Consider the following 18062-nt stretch of genomic DNA (forward strand, 5'->3'; position numbering starts at 1 on the left):
CTGCGGGCACTGGATGTCATTTTGTCCGCGAATAAGACACACCTATGATGAATTGACCGTGACGACAACACATTCTGCCAAAAGGGCTGCGCCAGATTCAGTCCATCCTGAATTCTCTGGCTCGCTTGGTACGGTTGCAGCTCAGCCAGTCGGGTTCTGTCCTGCGCGGGTAGTTAGGCGCGATTGCGTGCTGTTCCGGCCGGTTGAACGCAGCCAGCGCGCTCGGCCTGCGGGGCGTGCTGGGAGGATTTGGTCTGCTCGGCTGACGGATCAGTGATGCCGGCTTTCAGCAAATGGCACGCTGCTTGCGTGGGATCTATTGCTGCCGCATTGACGCGGTCATAAGCACTACTTTTGTGGGAGGGTAAGAGAATATGAAGCTCGTAACTGGTTTTACCGCGACGATGATGCTCTGGGCGAGTACCGCCATGGCCCAGGAAATTTCCAACGATACCGTCAAGATTGGCGCAATGGTCGACATGACGGGTGTGTATTCCGCCAATGGCGGGACGGGTGCCGTGCTCGGCGCGCAGATGGCCGTCGAGGATTTCGGTGGCAAGGTTGCCGGTAAGCAGATCGAAGTGATCTCCGCCAATTATCAGAACCGCGTCGATGTGGCCTCGAACCTGGCGCGTGAATGGATCGACCGGGATGGGGTCGACATGATCATCGAATCGACGGATTCTGCCGCCGCTATCGCGATACAAAATATCGGCAAGGAAAAGGGCGTCATGACAATTGCCGCAGGCTCGGCGTCAACCGCTCTGACCAATGCCGAATGCTCGCCCTTGGGCATCCACTATGTTTATGACACTTATGCTCTGGCGACTGGTACCGGTAGCGCTATCGTCAAAAGCGGACTGACCGATTGGTACTTCATCACTGCCGACTACGCCTTCGGTCATTCCCTTGAGGAGAACACTGCTACTGTTGTCAAGGATATCGGCGGCACGATTGTAGGTTCTGTCCGGCATCCGTTCAAGGCAACGGATTACAGCTCGTTCATTCTGCAGGCGCAGACTTCGGGCGCACAAGTGGTCGCGTTCGCCAATGCGGGCACAGACTTCTCGACCGCTCTGAAGCAGGCCAGTGAGTTCGGTGTCGTTCAGTCCGGCCAGACTGTCGCCGGCATGCTGGTGTTCCTCACCGACCTCTATGCTCTCGGTCTCGATGTGGCTCAGGGTCTGACGTACACGACCGGATTCTACTGGAACTACAGCGACGAAACACGCGAATTTTCCAAGCGCTTCAAGGACCGTCACGGCACGATGCCAACCATGATCCAAGCGGGGATCTATTCGGCGGTCACGCATTACCTCAACGGCGTTGAGGCTACGGGTACCGATGATGCCGTCACCGTGCGCAAGTGGATGGGTGAGAACAAGATCAACGACTTTTTCGCCAAGGATGGCTACATCCGTGAAGATGGCCGGATGATGCACACCATGTATTTGGCTCAGGTCAGGGCGCCCGGCGAGTCAGACGATAAGGATGATGTCTCCAAGGTTCTTCGCGATATCCCAGCAGAAGACGCCTTCATGCCTCTCGCCAATAGCGCGTGCTCGCTGGTGAAGAAGTAGGGCTCCTGTTTCAAGCGGCGCCCGCATCCATGCAGGCGCCGCATTTCCGCAAGAAAGTCTGATCATATGATGTCACTTCAAGACGATCAGGCCGATTATATTCTGACCGCCAGAGGCTTGACCAAGGTGTTCGGAGGAATAACGGCCGTTGACAACGTGGATTTGGCGGTGCGTCCCAACACGATTCACGCGCTGATTGGCCCCAATGGAGCGGGCAAGACGACTTGCTTCAATCTGCTGTCGAAATTCCTGCAGCCGAGCAAAGGAAAGATTTCCTATGCGGGCAAGGATATTACGAATGAAGCGCCAGCCACGATCGCCCGCAGGGGCATGGTGCGCTCGTTCCAGATTTCGGCTGTGTTCGGCGACATGAGCGTGCTGGAAAATGTCCGGTTGGCGTTGCAGCGGCGTGTGCACGGCGGATCATTTGACTTCTGGCGATCTAACAAGTGCCTGCGCTCACTTGAAGATGAGGCGGTTTCGCTTCTTGACGATGTAGGGCTTGGCGATTTGCGCCATCACCGCGCGGCAGATTTGCCTTACGGGCGAAAGCGCGGACTGGAAATTGCCACCACACTGGCGCTCGACCCCAAACTGCTGCTTCTGGACGAACCGCTGGCCGGCATGGGCCAGGAAGATATTGGGCGGACGTCCGAACTCATCGCACGGGTTGCGAAGACCCGCACGGTCTTGATGGTGGAACATAACCTGTCGGTTGTTGCAACGTTGTCCGACACGATCACGGTGCTGGCCCGCGGGGCGGTGCTGGCCGAAGGCACCTATGCGGAGGTTTCCCGGAACCCTGCAGTCATTGAAGCCTATATTGGAGAGGTCGATGAAGCACACGAGTGATAATCTCCAAGCAAAGCCTTCCGCGGCAGGTGAAGAAGACACGCTTTTGAACGTCTGCGACCTCCAAGGTTGGTACGGCGAAAGCCACGTCCTTCACAACTGCAATTTGACTGTCAGGAAAGGCGAGGTTGTAACGCTGCTTGGTCGCAATGGCGCAGGCAAGACAACCACGCTGAAGGCCATTATGGGGCTTTTGAAAGCGCGAACAGGTTCCATCCATTTTGATGGGACCGAGCTGATCAACAAGCAAGCCCGCGAGATTGCCCGGCTTGGCATCGGCTACGTACCTGACAGCCGGGGTATCTTCGGCAGTCTGTCTGTTATGGAAAACCTGCTGCTGCCGCCAAAGATCGCTGACGGCGGGTTTGAACTTCCCGCTATCTACGAGCTCTTCCCCAATTTGAAAGAACGACTCAACAGCTATGGCAACAAGCTTTCAGGGGGCGAACAGCAGATGCTCTCGATCGCGCGCATCCTGCGCACAGGCGCACGGTTCATTCTGATGGATGAGCCGACCGAAGGACTGGCGCCAGTGATCATTCAGCAGATTGGCCACACTGTCCGACGACTCAAATCAGCGGGCTACACCATTTTGCTGGTCGAGCAGAATTTTCACTTCGCACGCAAGCTCGCCGACCGGCACTACATCGTCCAGGAAGGACGGGTGGTTGACGAGTTCCACAACAATGAGGTCGAGGCAAACCTGGAGAAAATCCAGGGTTACCTTGGAATTTAGGGGTAAACCATGTTCGAACTCTTGGGGATTCCGCCACAGGCGCTCTTCGGCCAAGTGCTCCTCGGATTGATCAACGGCTCATTCTATGCCGTGCTCAGTCTCGGCCTGGCCGTCATATTCGGCCTGCTTAACATCATCAATTTCGCTCATGGCGCTCTCTACATGATGGGGGCGTTTGTATCCTGGATGCTGCTGACCTATTTCGGTATTCCGTTCTGGTTCGCGCTGGTGTTGTCGCCGCTTATTGTTGGCGCATTTGGCATGGTAATCGAGCGGACCATGCTGCGTCCGCTGCATGAACTGGACCATCTTTACAGCTTGCTTCTGACTTTTGGACTGACGCTGATCATCACCGGTATTTTCCAGAATTATTACGGGGTTTCAGGCAAGCCTTATCCAATCCCTCCCATCCTCAGTGGCGGCGTAAATCTGGGATTCATGTATCTGCCAAAATACCGCGCCTTCATAATCGTCATGTCGATACTGGTCTGTTTCAGTACCTGGTTTCTTATCGAAAAGACCCGGCTTGGCGCTTATCTTCGGGCGGCAACTGAAAACCCGGAAATGGTCAGCGCCTTCGGGATCAACGTTCCGCTTCTTGTGACGCTGACATATGGCTTCGGAGTTGCATTGGCAGCATTTGCCGGTGTTCTCGCTGCTCCCGTCTATTCGGTCAATCCGGTCATGGGTAACGACCTCATCATTGTGGTCTTTGCAGTCATCGTGATCGGCGGAATGGGTTCGATTATGGGCGCAATCATCGGCGGCTTCTCTCTTGGCCTGGTGGAAGGCCTGACCAAGGTCTTCTATCCCGAAGCTTCCACCACCATCATCTTCATCATCATGGCTCTTGTCTTGCTATTCAAGCCAAGCGGCATATTCGGACGGGAGGCATAGACGATGCCAGAAAATGCCACTGTTCACTCCGCGACCGCCCTGGACTTGAAGGGCGCCGAAGACAACGCAAGATCTTTTCGCTATCAGTTGGTCGCCTTTGCCCTGGTCGCGGCCTTCATCCTCATCGCACCGCAGTTTCTCTATCCCGTTTTCGTCATGAAACTGCTTTGCTTTGCGCTCTTCGCGGCGGCGTTCAACCTTATGCTCGGGTTTGGTGGGCTGCTGTCCTTCGGCCACGCCGCCTTTTTTGGCGGGGCGGGCTATGCGGCCGGCCACGCCGCAAAAATCTGGGGACTGCCACCGGAAGTCTCAATCATGTTTGCAGTGTTTGTCACTGTCTTGCTTGGCGCAGTTTTCGGTTTTCTGGCAATCAAGAGCCGTGGCATCTACTTCGCGATGATCACCTTGTCCTTCGCTCAGATGGTCTATTTCTACGCTCTGCAATCGCCGGTCACCGGCGGTGAAGACGGTTTGCAAAGCATTCCGCGCAACCACCTCTTCGGCCTGATCGATATGTCGAGCGACGAGAATTTCTACTGGATGGTCGCGACCATTTTTGCTCTGGGCTTTCTGTTTGTCTACCGCGTGATTCATTCGCCCTTCGGCGAAGTGCTCAAGGGCATTCGCGAAAATGAACCCCGGATGATTTCGCTGGGCTATCAGGTGCAGCGCTACAAGCTGCTCACATTCATCATCTCTGCCGGCGTGTCGGGTCTGGCTGGCGGCACGAAGGCGATGGTCTTTCATCTTGCTTCGCTGGTGGATGTGCATTGGACCATGTCCGGTGAAGTGGTGCTGATGACACTGATTGGCGGCATGGGCACAATCTTCGGTCCGATCATTGGAGCTGCCGTGGTTGTGACCATGCAGAACTATCTCGCCAATCTGGGCTCCATGGTTCTGATCATTCAGGGCGGCGTGTTCATCATCTGCGTGCTTACCTTCCGAAAGGGCATTGTTGGTGTGATCGGAAGCTGGCTGAAAGTGCGTCTGTAATGCGAAGGAGTTTGTCATGACCGGACCGCTCGCAGGAATCCGTGTTCTGGATTTTTCGACCTTGCTGCCTGGGCCGATGGCCACGCTTTTTCTGGCCGAGGCAGGTGCGGAAGTTATAAAGATCGAGCGTCCCGGCAAGGGCGAGGAGATGCGCGGTTACGAACCCAAATGGGGTGACGACAGTGTGAATTTCGCATTGCTCAATCGTGGCAAGACCTCGCTGGCGCTGGATTTGAAAGACACTGTCCAGCGCGACAAGCTGCTGCCGCTGCTCAAGCAGGCTGATGTCATTGTCGAGCAGTTCCGGCCTGGCGTGATGGCACGTCTGGGACTGAGTTATGAAGAGATCAGGGCCATCAATCCTGGGGTGATCTATTGCTCGATCACCGGTTACGGGCAGACCGGACCACGTGCCGCTCGTGCGGGACACGATCTAAACTATATCAGCGATATGGGCCTTCTCGCGCTGAGTCTCGGTTCCGCAGAAACGCCGGTTGTCCCGCCAGCCTTGATTGCGGATATTGCCGGTGGCACCTATCCGGCGGTTTTCAACATTCTGCTCGCTCTGCGAAACCGGGACAAGACCGGCAAGGGGACCTATCTGGATATAGCCATGTGCGATGGCCTGTTCCCGTTTGTCTACTGGGCGCTTGGAGAAGGAGTGGCGACGGGCAGGTGGCCGGGCAACGGTGACTCCCTGGTCTCGGGCGGAAGCTGCCGCTACCGGCTCTATCCCGCGTCCGACGGCTCCTTTGTGGCGGCAGCTCCTCTTGAGCAGAAATTCTGGGAAATTTTTGTCGAGGCAATCGGGCTGGCCCCTGAAGTGCGTGACGACCGGCGGGATCCAGAAGCAACGACACAAGCCGTTGCGCGCATAATTGCCCAACAGAGTGGTGACCACTGGAGCAAGGTTTTCGAAGCTGCGGACTGCTGTTGCTCGGTGGTCCGTGACCTGCGGCATGCATTGCAGGACCCGCATTTCCGGGCGCGTGGGCTTTTCGATGCCGAAGTGGAAAATGAATCGGGTGAGCGGATCACTGCATTGCCGGTTCCGGTCGCCAATGCTTTCCGGGTCAACACCGGCGTCGCGCGCGCCCCCCGGCTTGGAAACAAAAATGATTTGGTTGCAAATGACAATTCCGATGACAGGGAGGCGCCGCGATGAAGGCCGTTCTAGTTCGCCGGTTCGCGCCGATTGAAGAAGCCGCCATCGAGGATGTGGCTTCCTTGGTTCCGGGCAAGGGAGAGGTCGTTGTCGACCTTCATGCTGCGGAAGTGAATTTCCCAGACATCCTTGTGATGGAGGGCAACTACCAGAAAAAACCCCCGCTGCCGTTCTCGCCTGGCAAGGCGGGCGCTGGTGTCGTTTCGGCCGTGGGCGAGGGCGTGACCAAGCTTTCTATAGGTGATCGAGTGGCGGTTCAGGTGGAATATGGCGCTTATGCCGAGCAGCTTTGCACCACAGCCGTCAACTGTTTCAAGATGCCGGTCGCAATGCCGTTTGAAGTCGCTGCCGCGCTCAGTCTGGTTTACCAGACCGCGCATTTCGCGCTGGTGGAGCGGGCTCACATGCAGCCTGGCGACAGGGTTATGGTTCTGGGAGCTTCGGGCGGGGTTGGTTCGGCAGCCGTGCAGCTTGCCAAGGCACTGGGCGCGGGCACGGTAATCGGCGGCGTAAAGGGTGCACGCAACGCTGAATTGGCGCGCGCAGCGGGATGCGATGAGACGGTTGATCTGGATATGGACAATCTGCGCGACGGGCTGCGCGATGCAGTACACCTCGCGACCGACGGCTATGGCGTTAATGTCGTGATCGATCCGGTCGGCGGTGCAGTGACAGAAGCCGCACTTCGGGCACTGGACTGGCGTGGCCGACTGGTCGTGATCGGTTTCGCAGCGGGCAGCATACCAACGATCAAAGCCAATTACCTACTGGTCAAGAATATCGCGGTCACCGGACTGCAATGGTCAGACTACCGCGAGCGCGCCCCGGATTGGATCGAGCGGGTTCAGCTGGAGATTTTTGATCTCTGGTCAAGCGGGCGATTGGCTCCCCAAATCGCCGACAGCATGCCGCTTGCTCAATTTGCCGAAGCACTCAACAGGCTTAAATCGGGCAGTGCGCACGGCAAGATCATTCTCGTTTCCTGATCGCTGGCACCAACGGTATGGCCCAGGATCAATACCAACCTGCAAACACAAAAGGACAAAACCAATGGACAATGCCACCTACGAAAAGGGTTTGAAGATCCGCCGGGAAACGCTCGGCGAGGACTATGTGAACAAGGCCTTGGCCAATGTCGATGATTTCGGCAAGGACCTGCAGGAACTTGTGACGACCTACTGCTGGGGCGAAATCTGGGGACGCGAAGGGCTGGACCGCAAAACCCGTTCGACCATCAATCTTGCCATGATCAGCGCCCTCAACCGGCCGCATGAATTGGCAGCGCATATTCGCGGCGCGATCAACAACGGCGTGACCCCTGACGAGATCAAGGAGATCCTGCTGCAGGTCGGCATTTATTGCGGTGTACCGGCCATGGTCGACAGTTTTCGCATCGCAAGAACCGTCCTTGGAGAGATGAATGAGATCTGAAGCTCAAATCAAGCTTGGCTTTGTCGGCATTGGGACCATGGGTGCACCCATGGTCCGGCGCCTGGCCAAAGCGGGTTACCGTCCAACGCTTCTGGACGCACACCCTGATGCAGCACGCGCAGTGGCGCAAGAAACCGGCCTGAGTGTTGCTGGCTCGGTAGAGGATCTTGGCCGGGATTGCGATATCGTGATTCTGATGTTGCCGACATCTGCCATCGTTCACAAAGTCTGCATGGGTTCGGGTGACGGCAAATCGGGCCTTGCTGCGGAACTTGCGGCAGGCAACGTCATTTTGGATATGAGTTCGTCCGATCCGGTGGAAACCCGAACGCTTGGAGCGCGGTTGGCCGAACAAAACATTCGCCTTCTCGACGCCCCAGTTTCAGGTGGCGTGCGCAAGGCGATTGCCGGAACACTGGCCATCATGCTGGGGTCAGACGATGAAGATGCCGTTGCCCCGGCAACGCAAATTCTCGAGGCGATGGGAACGGTTTACAGAACCGGACCTTTGGCATCCGGCCACGCGTCGAAGGCGCTGAACAATTATGTTTCAGCGGCCGGACTCGCTGCCGCCTGCGAAGCGGTCATTGTGGGCAGAAAATTTGGCCTGAACCCGGAAACCCTCGTCAATGTCATCAATGCCTCAACAGGCAGGAACAACTCGACAGAAAACAAGCTTGTTCAATTCGTTCTGAGTGGCGAGTTCAGCAAGGCAGGTTTCGCGCTGGGTTTGATGGCAAAGGATGTCGGACTCGCCGCGTCTCTCGCCGAAGCGCTGGAACTTGACTTGCCTGGCTTGAGTGAAGCGCGCCGGCTTTGGAGCGAAGCAAGCGGAAAATTGCAACGCGGCGCCGATCACACTGAGATCTTCCGTTATCTCGAGAATGCGGCGGAGACCAATGACACTTGATCTGAATGCGTGGGCCGCGCGGGCAGTTGCCGACACGATATTCGGCTGGCATTGCCGCGGCCTGTCGCTGGTTTTGTGTCTGCGCACGCCCGACAGTTCCCTGGGGGTGTTGATGTGTGAAAAGCCACGCATTCTCACCGCTGAAGAATGCACGCAACCGGACATTCTGATTGGAGGTCCACAGGAAGCGTTCAATCTGATCGGGCGCACCAACCCGCCGCCCGGAAGTCATTCATTCGGCGCGTTGCTGCGTCACGACACCGGAATAGCAATTGTCGCCGAACCTTTGAAGCAAGCCCAGGCGCTCGCCGCACTTGAGCGTCTGATCGAATTGTCCCGCCCCGAGCGCCCTTATTTTGAAGGCCATGATTTCGCGCATGACGAAGTTGCTGTCACCGGCCATCGAAAGCACTTGCGCACCAGCGGCAATCGGCAAGCAAGCATCCACTATCTGGAAGCTGGCCGCGGTGTCCCGACCATCTTCCTTCACACGGCGGGCGCCGATAGCCGCCAATATCTGCACCAGCTTGCGGATTGTGCGCTGCAGACCTCCCACCGTATGCTGGCTTTTGACATGCCCTGGCATGGCCTCTCGTCCGGCGAAGACAATCAGGAGTTCACGGCCGGTTACCAATTGACCGAAGAAGCCTATCTGGATTGGTGTGCAGGTTTCATTGAGCAGGTCGCGGGTGGTCCAGCCATCATCATTGGATGTTCAATGGGCGCGGCAATTGCTCTCACACTGACCGCACGACGACCAGATCTGGTGCTTGGCTGCATCGCGCTTGAAGCGCCGATGACAGCGCCGGGCCGTCGCAGCGAATTGCTCACGGACGCCCGCATCGCCGACAGCCAGCATAATCCGGCCTATGTTCGCGCCATGCTCGGTCCCAACTGCCCGCAACGCCAGCGCGACGAGGCTTGCGCAATCTACGCGCAGGCGAGGCCGGGCATCTATATGGGGGACCTGGCCTATTACAGCAATGAATATGACGGTGCCCGGATTGCCGCTCCGCTTGCAATTTCCGGGCGGCCAGTCGCGCTGCTGACCGGTAGCTACGACTATTCTGCCTCGCCCGCCAATACGCGTCAGCTTCACGACGCGGTCAATTCCGACAATGTCACATTTAATGAAATGCCGGAATTGGGGCATTTTCCGATGATCGAGGATCCGACGCGATTCCGTCCTCATTTGCTAACAGCCCTCAAGCGCCTTGGAGACTGAAATTCATGAGTGATGTTCCCGTATTTGAAGTCTACGCGATCCAGTATGCGACCTCGATGCGTCCAACAGCAGATTACTTTGTTGGCGCCGATCCCCATGACGGACAATCACCGATCAATTACTATGTCTGGTTGATCCGCAGTGATGACCACATCATTCTCATCGATACGGGGTTCAATGCCGAGCGCGCAAAGCAACGCGGCCGAAATTTCTTACGCTGCCCGACCGAAGGGCTAAGATCACTTGGCATTGCGCCTGAAGATATCAATACGGTGATCGTCACCCATCTGCATTATGATCACGCGGGAAATCTTGATCTGTTTCCCAATGCGCGGTTCGTCCTGCAGGACGAGGAGATGCGGTTTGCGACTGGCCGCTACATGCGCCACGAGTTGATGCGCGCTCCATTTGAACTTTCGGATGTCCTGCGCATGGTCACCAGCAATTTCGAAGGACGGGTGGATTTCGTCAATGGCGACGCCGAGCTCTGCCCCGGCGTAGGGCTGCATCACGTGCCAGGTCATTCCCTCGGCTTGCAATCTGTCACGGTCAATTCCAAACGCGGCCGTCTTTGTCTTGCTTCGGACGCGGCGCATTTTTTCGACAATATCCGTCTTGGTAATCCCTTCAAGGTCACGACCCATGTTGGCGACACGCTCGAAGGTCACGATCGCGTTCTCAACCTTGCCGGCTCGACTGACCGGCTGATACCCGGTCATGATCCGCAAGTGTCGGAAATCTATAGGCAACATTTTGATGACAATCTGATTGTGGTCCTTCATGAAAACCCGACCCGAGACCCGCTTGCTGGTTAATACAGGGGACGACTAGCTTTAATGATGGGAAACAAGGGCTCAACGCCCAATAAGGAGCTTTTTCCGAACCCCTCTTTGCTGCTCAAGCTCGCTCACCTGAGCTACCCACGTTATCAGATTTTCTAGCCAGTAACGGCAAGCACGGCCTATAAGAACAAATAGTGGGTTGCCCCTAAGGCGGACGAAAGGTCATTTTTCGAACGTTGATGAGCTGAAGATCGGCATACATGCGGCTTCATTGGTGTCTACTAAGATTGATTCTGTTCTTGTGCTTTTGGACAATTTTAATTGTCCCCAAATTGTCGAATGCTGCTATTTTGCACCGACTTCAACCACTACCGTCCGTATTCAAGGCTGGCTGGTCTGACGCTATGAATAGCCCCTAGATTTGTAGACGCCTTCTTCCCTAAATTTGAGGCAAGGAGGCCATCATGAGCACAGCCAAATTCAGTGACGATTTCAAGCGCGATGCTGTTCATCAGATCGTTGAGCGCGGTTATCCGGTTGCGGAAGTTTCGAAGCGCTTGGGTGTCAGTTCCCACTCGCTTTATGCGTGGAAGAAGCGGTTCGCGAAGTCAGGCTCCCGCGATGGGTCTATCGACGAACAGGCTGCTGAAGTTCGACGACTGAAGCTTGAACTGGCGCGTGTGACGGAGGAGCGCGACATCTTAAAAAAGGCAACGGCGTACTTCGCGCGAGATGCAAAGTGAAGTACGCCTTCGTAGCAGAGCATCGTCCGCTGTTTTCGGTGCGAGCGATGTGCCGTTCCCTTCGCATTCAACCTAGCGGCTTCTACGCATGGCTGAAGAACCCGTTTAGCAATCGGGCGCAGGAAGACGAACGTCAGACAAAGCTGATCAGGACAGCTTGGGAAGACAGCGGCAAGGTCTATGGCTATCGTAAGCTCCACGATGATCTGCTGGATCAAGGCGAAACGTGCTGTCCTAACCGCGTTGCGCGTCTGGCTACACTGGCGGGCATCAAGGCCCAGATCGGCTACAAGCGTCGGCCTGGCAGCTATGGCGGAAAGCCGGCATTGGTCGTCAACAACACGCTGGACCGGCAGTTCGACGTGGATGCGCCAGACACGGTCTGGGTGACCGACATCACCTATATCAAAACATTGGAAGGTTTCGCCTATCTGGCGGTCGTGATCGATCTATACTCCCGGCGTGTCGTCGGCTGGGCAATGCAGAGCCGTCAGACGGCGGGCGTGGTCTTGCAGGCCCTGCTCATGTCCGTGTGGCGTAGAAAGCCGAAGAACAGGGTGCTGATCCATTCGGACCAGGGCTCGCAGTTCACCAGCATCGACTGGGCTGCTTTCCTCAAGGCTCACAATCTGGAACACTCAATGAGTAGGCGCGGAAACTGTCATGACAACGCGGTTGCCGAGAGCTTCTTCAACTTGCTCAAACGGGAGCGGATACGGCGTCGAACCTACAAGACCCGAGTCGAAGCCAGACAGGATGTGTTCGACTACATCGAGATGTTCTACAACCCAAACCGCAAGCATGCCAGGAACGGGATGCTGTCGCCCGTCGAGTTCGAACGGCAGCAAGAAATGAAAACCGAGGGTGTCTAGAAAACTCGGGGCTATTCAGTCAGCCGGTGCCGGACATAGTTCGTCACGGTGATGCCAACCGCGCGCCCGATGGAGGCGTTCTGCCAGGTCCGCTCCGCCACCCGCCGGACGATCTCGTCGCGATGGACGGGAGGGCAGTTCGGGAAGTGTTTCTGCATGTGCTTAGCGACCGCCTTCGCTTGAAATCGTCTCTCAGTCATGGGCGATACCTTTTGCCTCGCCCTTGTCGGGGCAATGCTGCCGATGACGGCTCTGGGTGGCACTTCCGGAGGCTGTCTCTGTTATCGGTTCGCTCGCGGGGCCCGCCGACGGGGATGATGGAAGCAGATCGCCTTGGTTCCTAAAATCGGAATCGTTAAATGCGTGGCGTGCCGTTTCCGCTTGTCTCCTGCCCAGAGCGAGCCTAAAGGCCTGGACACTTCGTAGATCCGGCGCCGGGTCTGCGCCATCGGAGATCAAACGAAGGAATTCGATCCAGGCGCCCTCATTTTCTGTCAGTGACATCATCATCATTTTCCGAAGATTCCCCTGACTGCGGACCGGGCTCTGCCTGTCAGCGGCGGATCGGTATTCTCGCTGGCTTCCCGTATCGCGCGGAGCCAGTCACCCTCGTTCTCGGTGACAGTCGTGCGGAAGATGCGCTGTATGGCGTTGGCCGTGGTGGGGTTCTCGATCTGCTCAAGGGCCATGAGAAAGAGCCGCGCCGGGTCGCACTCGAGCGCCATGGCAAGGCTAGGCACGCGATCAAGAGCGAGCTTGGAGGCGCCGCCTTTGATCATCGAGATCATGTTCGGATTGGGGAAGCCGGCTTCGGCGGCGATCTGGGCTTGGGTCTTGCGGGACTTCAGCTCCAGAACACGCTTGGTGACGAATTGGGCAAGGCGGCTGTTTCGGTAGGGCTTGGTCGACAATGTGGTCTCCTTGTTCGCTGACGCAGCGAGCGTGCTGCTAAGTCAGATATAGCGAGGGGGAGACGGTCATTTTCGGAGGGAGGTTGGGAAATTGAGTGTGCCATCGGAATGACGACGGCGTGCCAAAGCAGTGAGCTCGCAATGAAGCGAGTATAGGTATCGGTCAACGAGAGCAGATGCTGTAAAGAGCCAGTTCTGGCGGCCGGCGGTGGGAAAAGCGGTTTGCAGCTCTCTTGCCAACTCTTTGATTTCATAGACAACAGGTATGCGATGGTTTGAAATTAAAGTGTTGCAGAATCAATGAATTACACCAGACTACGAATCTGGGGGTCAGAGGTTCGAATCCTTTCGGGCGCGCCATTTCGACTTCAGGGGACTGAAGGTTGAGCAGGGCCTTGGAGCGCGAGGTCGAGACTGAGGGGCGACGCCCGTTTTCATGCACATATTTGGCTTTTCCCTGACCATCGGTTGCGAGCGTGGTCATGTTTGGCCGAGCTGCCAGGATCGCAGGTCTGGGGCCGCGCGCAGGAAATCCAGTCGCGGTCCCTTCGTCATGGCTGGGCGCGAACGCTGACATCTTGCTTTCCGGGCTCTATCGCATTCCTCCACGGGGCTGGCCGGCTCTGCCTCCCACCGTGCCCGGCCCGCCCATGTCGATGCAGGGGATACTGGCAATGCCGGAGGCCGGGACCTTGCTTTCGGAACCATGCAGCGGGCCGGCGGCACTTGCCCTGGGCCGGATCCTTCCAGGCCCGGCTACACCCATGGATTGCATCCGGTCTCGGCGAACTGCTCCTGCAATTGAGTCTGCCTGTGCCGAAAAGGGAGATCTGTGGCTGCCCGGTGCGGTGCCGCGGCATATATAATTATAAGAATTTCACGTGCTGCACATTCGCCGGCCGACGGCAGGCGGAGTGCCGTTAATGATCTGCTAAACGGAAATAATCACTCGGTAATTCCAAGTATTGAGTATCGAGCACGAGCTTTTATACAAAATGTATGCAGAAAGTATAGAGAACTACTGATATTTTGTTTTTGCCGGTCAGGTCTTTGCAAAAGGGCGCGGTCTGGGCAATCTGTTGCGTGTTGGCAACACAACAAATGGTTGGTTAGAAATCATATAGAGAACGGTTGTGCGGGACTCGCAATGCGGTGCCGGAGGCTGTACGCAAAATCGCGGCGTATAAATTGCGGAGTTAAAATGTTTAGAACGTTCTTGTATTCGTGCTGTTTTTCGATCGGCTTTGGTGCGCTCTCTGTGGTTCCTGCCGGCGCCCTGACGTTGAAGGAAGCGGTGAGCGAGGCGCTGAGGTCGAACCCGGACATTCTTTCGTCCGCGGAAAACCGCGAGGCGGTGGAATTCGAATTGCGCCAGGCCCGCGGTCTCTATCTGCCGACGCTGGATCTCGAAGCCTCCGCCGGCGGCCGCAAGCTCGACAGCCCCGGCCGTCGCCGGCTCGGCACCGAGGACGATACGCTCAATTCGGCCGATGTCGGCCTGAGCTTCACCCAGACCCTGTTTGACGGCGGCGCCCGCCGCGCCGAGGTTGAGCGCCAAGCCGCCCGCGTCGACGGCGCCTCCTTCCGCGTCGCCGAGCGCTCCGAGGCGATCGCGCTGGCCGTGTCGCAGGAATATTTCGAAATCCTGCTGCAGGCCGAGATCGTCGCCGTGGCGCGCAGGAACGCCAATGTGCTCTCGCAGATCGTCAATGACATTTCCTCGGGTGTTTCGGGCGGAACACTGACATCGGCCGACCGCACCCAGGGCCGCGAGCGGCTGCTGTCGGCCAAGGCCCGGCTCAAGGAAGCCGAAGAGGACCTGGCCCAGGCCGAGATCCGCTTCCTGCGGCTGGTCGGCGTCCGGCTCGGCAAGATGACCGCGCCGCCCTCGATCGCAAAGGCGCTGCCGCGCTCGGTCAATGAGGCCGTCGACATTGCCCGGCGCCAGAGCCCGCGTCTGGCGGCTGCGGCCGCCGATGTCGATGCGGCCGATGCTTTGACGCGCGGCGCCAAGGCGGCCTATCTGCCGGTGATCTCGTTCGAGGCCAATGCCCGCGTCGGCGAGGACATTGACGGCGCCGAAGGCCGCACCTCCGATCTGGAAGCCAAGGTGGTGGCGCGCTGGAACCTCTATCGCGGCGGCCGTGACCAGGCTGTCGAGCAGGAGCGGATCCGCCGCGCCGGCCAGAGCCGCCAGGAAAATGTGCTGGCCCATCGCGAGGTGCAGGAATCGGTGCAGTCGGCCTGGGACAAGCGCAGCAAGCGGGCCCAGCAGGCCTCGATCCTGCGCGAGCAGGTCTCGGCCTCGGGATCGCTGGTCTCATCCTATCGCGACCAGTTCCGCATCGGCGAGCGCTCTTTGCTCGACGTGCTGAGCGCCCAGAACACCCGCTTCAACACCGAGGTTCTGGCCAAGACCGCGCAATATGCCGCCATCTATGCCGATTACCAGGTTCTGGCGGCGATGGGATCGCTGGTCCGGGCCTTCACCCTCGACACCGTCGCCCAGGCCGAACCCTATGCCCGCGACGAATTCGAGGTCGTGTCCCAGGAAGCCGAGCCGGTCTATGCCCGCATGCCTTCCCGCCAGGTCAAGGGCGCACCGCTCGACCTGCTGGCCCCGGTCCGGAAGAACTGACCGTTCGCAAGACACGGGCAATGGCAGCGGCACAGGGCTTCGCTATGCCGCCGCTGAAACTCAGGCATGTGCAGGGGTGGCCGGCTTCGACGCCGGCCAGGGCCGGTGTCTGTGGCCGATGCGCTTCGTGCCGCCGGCGCCGGGCCGGTAGCGGGTGGACAGCACCATCAAGCACGCCATCCGCCCGGGCATGATTGCCTCCGTGGAGATCCTGACCGGGGAGAAGACGGTGCTGGATTATCTGCTCAAGCCGATCAGCAAGGCGCGTTACGAGGCGCTGACCGAACGGTAAGCGCGAGGGTGGGCAAATGATGGCCGGGGCGGCGAGAGCCCAGATCTGAAGAGAGCGTCACTGGATGTATGATCCCGATCAACTCAAGCCGCATTTCCGGGCGATCAACACCGACGGCAAGCGCCGCGGCTTTCGCCTGGAACGCGTGTTCTGGACGGCACTCGAGGATCTGACCCGGGCCGACGGCGTTTCGGTGTCGGACTATGTGGCCCGGCTGCATGACGGCAAGACCGGCGACAGCGGCCTGAGCTCGCTGCTGCGCGCCTCGATCATGCGGCGGCTGTTGTTGCAATATGAAGGCTTGCGCGCCCGCATCGGCCGCTTCAACTCCAGAACCATCATCGCCGCCTGTCCGGTTCCCGCCTTCATCATTTCGGTGGAGAAGAAGATCCTGTTCCAGAACAGCGCATTTCTGATGTATCTGCAGACCCGGTTCACCGGCCTCGACAATGTCGCGGCACTGGGCCAGATCAAGCTGACGCTGGAAATGCCGTTGGCCGATCTGATCGAGCAGATGAAGGCCGACAGCAGCCGCCCGAAATATACCGGCTTCACCATCGGCTATGGCGAGCGCTTGTTGCGCGGCCGGCTGAGCCTGGCGCTGGCGCCGGACATGGACGACCCGCCGGCAGCCATCGCCTTTGTCTCCGGCCCCTCGTAAGGCGAACAGTGCAGTGCTGCGGCAGACGGCAATGCCGCGCGTCCGGTGACTCGCGGCATGGTATGATCGGGGTTGCTTGGCTGGCTGGAGAGGCGGCCGGCTCAGAAGCCGGCGCCGGGTGCCACCGAGAGGATCTCGCTGAGCGAGGCGAGCTTCTGGTTCTGGCCTGACTTGTAGCCGAACACGTAATTGGCGGTTCCGGAGATGGAAAACAGCGGCGCGTAGTCGCGCTTGGCCACGTCGGTTTCCACCGCATCGGTCATGTTGTCGAGAATGTAGCTGTTGCCGTTCACCGACACCGACAGCACCGCGTGAAACAGCCGCCGGCGGGTGTCCTTGACCACGACGATTTCCATCGAGGAAAGCGGCACGCCGGCGCCGGCCAGCAGCGCCATCTTCAGGATCGCGTAATCCTCGCAGTCGCCGGCGCCGCGGCGCAGGGTCTCGTTCGGCGTCGACCGCTGGTCGAGCCGGCCATGCATCTGCGCATCGGTCTCATAGCGGACCAGATGGTTGACCGAGCGCGACACTGCACGCAGCTGGTCGACGGTGCCCGTGCCCTTGCGGGTCAGCTCGGTGGTCAGCGCGGCGCATTGATTGATGCAGATGATATCCGGCCCGGCGAGGGCGGCCTTGCGGATCAGCGACGAGATCCGCAGCCCGCTCTTGATCTTGCCGAAGCGGATCCGGTGGGCGCCGAACAGCGACAGATCCTTGCGGATGCCGTAATCGACCGAGGCGATCGAGGCGGTGGTCATTGCATCGGCGCCGGGAGTGCCGGTGCTGCCTGTCAGAACGGCCGCAGTCCGGCCCGGAAAGCCTTCGATCGCGCCAAAGCCGACCCCGGCGGAGCCGAGTGTATAGCGAGCGGAGACAGGGAAGCTGACAAGCCGCACGGTCGCCGGCTGCGCCGCAGTGTCGAGCTGGGAGATGGCTGCGGGGGTAAAGGCAGCATGTGTGCCGGTAACAAGTTCCGGGACAGGTGTTGACTTGGCCATTTCAGGAATGTCGGCCTGTGCTGTTGTGAGCCAGAATAAAGAGCCCAGAAAAGCAGAAGAATACTTGAATATATTAAATGTAAACTGAATTTCATTCGAGTTGCCTTCATCGCTGCTGCGAAGAAACTTATCGAGGCAAGAATAAAATCCAGGAAACAAATACAGCTATCAGATATCTAGTAAAATCGCTAAAAATTGAATCAATATGTTCTCTGTGTCCCCTATCCGGGCAGGGCCATCCGCAAGCCCGGCGCATGCCTTGCGGCGGCAGCCGTCGGTTTGGGCATATGTAAATATGCAATTGAATTTACCATATCCATATTAAAGCGGCTTTGGCATAGTTATCTATTCAATGACGGACTCAAAGTATTTG

18 protein-coding genes and 1 tRNA gene are annotated in these 18062 nt (G+C 58.0%); 16 read left to right on the top strand and 3 right to left on the bottom strand.

The window, feature by feature from the left end; genetic code table 11:
• The first annotated feature begins 374 nt into the window (after positions 1-374).
• The 12 genes from OEG82_RS04405 (at position 375) to OEG82_RS04460 (ending at position 12189) form a co-directional block, all read left to right on the top strand.
• Positions 375-1580 carry an ABC transporter substrate-binding protein gene (locus OEG82_RS04405; protein ID WP_267611244.1) on the top strand — a complete coding sequence of 402 codons (1206 nt, stop codon included), beginning with the start codon at positions 375-377 and terminating at the stop codon, positions 1578-1580.
• Between the two features lie 66 nt (positions 1581-1646).
• Positions 1647-2432 carry an ABC transporter ATP-binding protein gene (locus OEG82_RS04410; protein ID WP_267611245.1) on the top strand — a complete coding sequence of 262 codons (786 nt, stop codon included), beginning with the start codon at positions 1647-1649 and terminating at the stop codon, positions 2430-2432.
• On the top strand, positions 2416-3168 hold the full coding sequence (locus tag OEG82_RS04415; protein ID WP_267611246.1) for an ABC transporter ATP-binding protein: 753 nt from the start codon (positions 2416-2418) through the stop codon (positions 3166-3168). The genes OEG82_RS04410 and OEG82_RS04415 overlap by 17 nt, the downstream gene beginning before the upstream one ends.
• A gap of 9 nt (positions 3169-3177) precedes the next feature.
• Positions 3178-4065: a branched-chain amino acid ABC transporter permease gene (locus OEG82_RS04420; protein WP_267611247.1), complete on the top strand. Its 888-nt coding sequence runs from the start codon at positions 3178-3180 to the stop codon at positions 4063-4065.
• A 3-nt stretch (positions 4066-4068) separates the two neighbouring features.
• The gene (locus OEG82_RS04425; RefSeq protein ID WP_267611248.1) at positions 4069-5061 is read left to right on the top strand and encodes a branched-chain amino acid ABC transporter permease; all 993 of its coding nucleotides are present in this window, start codon (positions 4069-4071) and stop codon (positions 5059-5061) included.
• A gap of 16 nt (positions 5062-5077) precedes the next feature.
• A complete protein-coding gene (locus tag OEG82_RS04430; protein ID WP_267611249.1) occupies positions 5078-6226 on the top strand; it encodes a CaiB/BaiF CoA transferase family protein in 1149 nt (382 codons plus the stop codon).
• Entirely contained in the window at positions 6223-7212 is a 990-nt protein-coding gene (locus tag OEG82_RS04435) for an NADPH:quinone oxidoreductase family protein (RefSeq protein WP_267611250.1), read from the top strand. Before OEG82_RS04430 ends, OEG82_RS04435 begins: the two co-directional genes overlap by 4 nt.
• Positions 7213-7276: 64 nt before the next feature.
• Entirely contained in the window at positions 7277-7657 is a 381-nt protein-coding gene (locus OEG82_RS04440) for a carboxymuconolactone decarboxylase family protein (RefSeq protein WP_267611251.1), read from the top strand.
• Positions 7647-8567: an NAD(P)-dependent oxidoreductase gene (locus OEG82_RS04445; protein ID WP_267611252.1), complete on the top strand. Its 921-nt coding sequence runs from the start codon at positions 7647-7649 to the stop codon at positions 8565-8567. Before OEG82_RS04440 ends, OEG82_RS04445 begins: the two co-directional genes overlap by 11 nt.
• The gene (locus OEG82_RS04450; protein ID WP_267611253.1) at positions 8557-9792 is read left to right on the top strand and encodes an alpha/beta fold hydrolase; all 1236 of its coding nucleotides are present in this window, start codon (positions 8557-8559) and stop codon (positions 9790-9792) included. The genes OEG82_RS04445 and OEG82_RS04450 overlap by 11 nt, the downstream gene beginning before the upstream one ends.
• Before the next feature lie 5 nt (positions 9793-9797).
• On the top strand, positions 9798-10607 hold the full coding sequence (locus tag OEG82_RS04455) for an N-acyl homoserine lactonase family protein (protein ID WP_267611254.1): 810 nt from the start codon (positions 9798-9800) through the stop codon (positions 10605-10607).
• A gap of 431 nt (positions 10608-11038) precedes the next feature.
• Positions 11039-12189 (top strand): IS3 family transposase gene (locus OEG82_RS04460; protein WP_267611255.1). Its coding sequence is split into 2 segments (ribosomal slippage): positions 11039-11288 and positions 11288-12189, totalling 1152 coding nucleotides; the frame shifts between segments, so codons are not numbered across the junction.
• Between the two features lie 11 nt (positions 12190-12200).
• Here OEG82_RS04460 and OEG82_RS04465 read toward each other — a convergent pair.
• On the bottom strand, positions 12201-12389 hold the full coding sequence (locus OEG82_RS04465; protein WP_267611256.1) for a hypothetical protein: 189 nt from the start codon (positions 12387-12389) through the stop codon (positions 12201-12203).
• Between the two features lie 309 nt (positions 12390-12698).
• Entirely contained in the window at positions 12699-13100 is a 402-nt protein-coding gene (locus tag OEG82_RS04470; RefSeq protein WP_267611257.1) for an XRE family transcriptional regulator, read from the bottom strand.
• Positions 13101-13367: 267 nt separating this feature from the next.
• On the opposite strand from OEG82_RS04470, the gene OEG82_RS04475 reads away from it, so the two are divergent.
• From OEG82_RS04475 to OEG82_RS04490, 4 genes are all read left to right on the top strand, one after another.
• A tRNA-Arg gene (locus OEG82_RS04475) sits at positions 13368-13460 on the top strand.
• Positions 13461-14301: 841 nt separating this feature from the next.
• A complete protein-coding gene (locus tag OEG82_RS04480) occupies positions 14302-15738 on the top strand; it encodes a TolC family outer membrane protein (RefSeq protein ID WP_267611258.1) in 1437 nt (478 codons plus the stop codon).
• A 154-nt stretch (positions 15739-15892) separates the two neighbouring features.
• Entirely contained in the window at positions 15893-16030 is a 138-nt protein-coding gene (locus OEG82_RS04485; protein ID WP_267611259.1) for a hypothetical protein, read from the top strand.
• A gap of 64 nt (positions 16031-16094) precedes the next feature.
• Positions 16095-16691, top strand: a complete 597-nt coding sequence (locus tag OEG82_RS04490) for a ribbon-helix-helix domain-containing protein (RefSeq protein ID WP_267611260.1) — start codon at positions 16095-16097, stop codon at positions 16689-16691.
• Positions 16692-16792: 101 nt separating this feature from the next.
• Here OEG82_RS04490 and OEG82_RS04495 read toward each other — a convergent pair whose 3' ends face one another.
• Positions 16793-17689, bottom strand: coding sequence for a transglutaminase-like cysteine peptidase (locus OEG82_RS04495; protein ID WP_267611261.1), 897 nt, complete (start codon positions 17687-17689; stop codon positions 16793-16795).
• Between the last annotated feature and the right edge of the window lie 373 nt (positions 17690-18062).

This window comes from Hoeflea ulvae (assembly GCF_026619435.1).
Lineage (GTDB): Bacteria > Pseudomonadota > Alphaproteobacteria > Rhizobiales > Rhizobiaceae > Hoeflea > Hoeflea ulvae.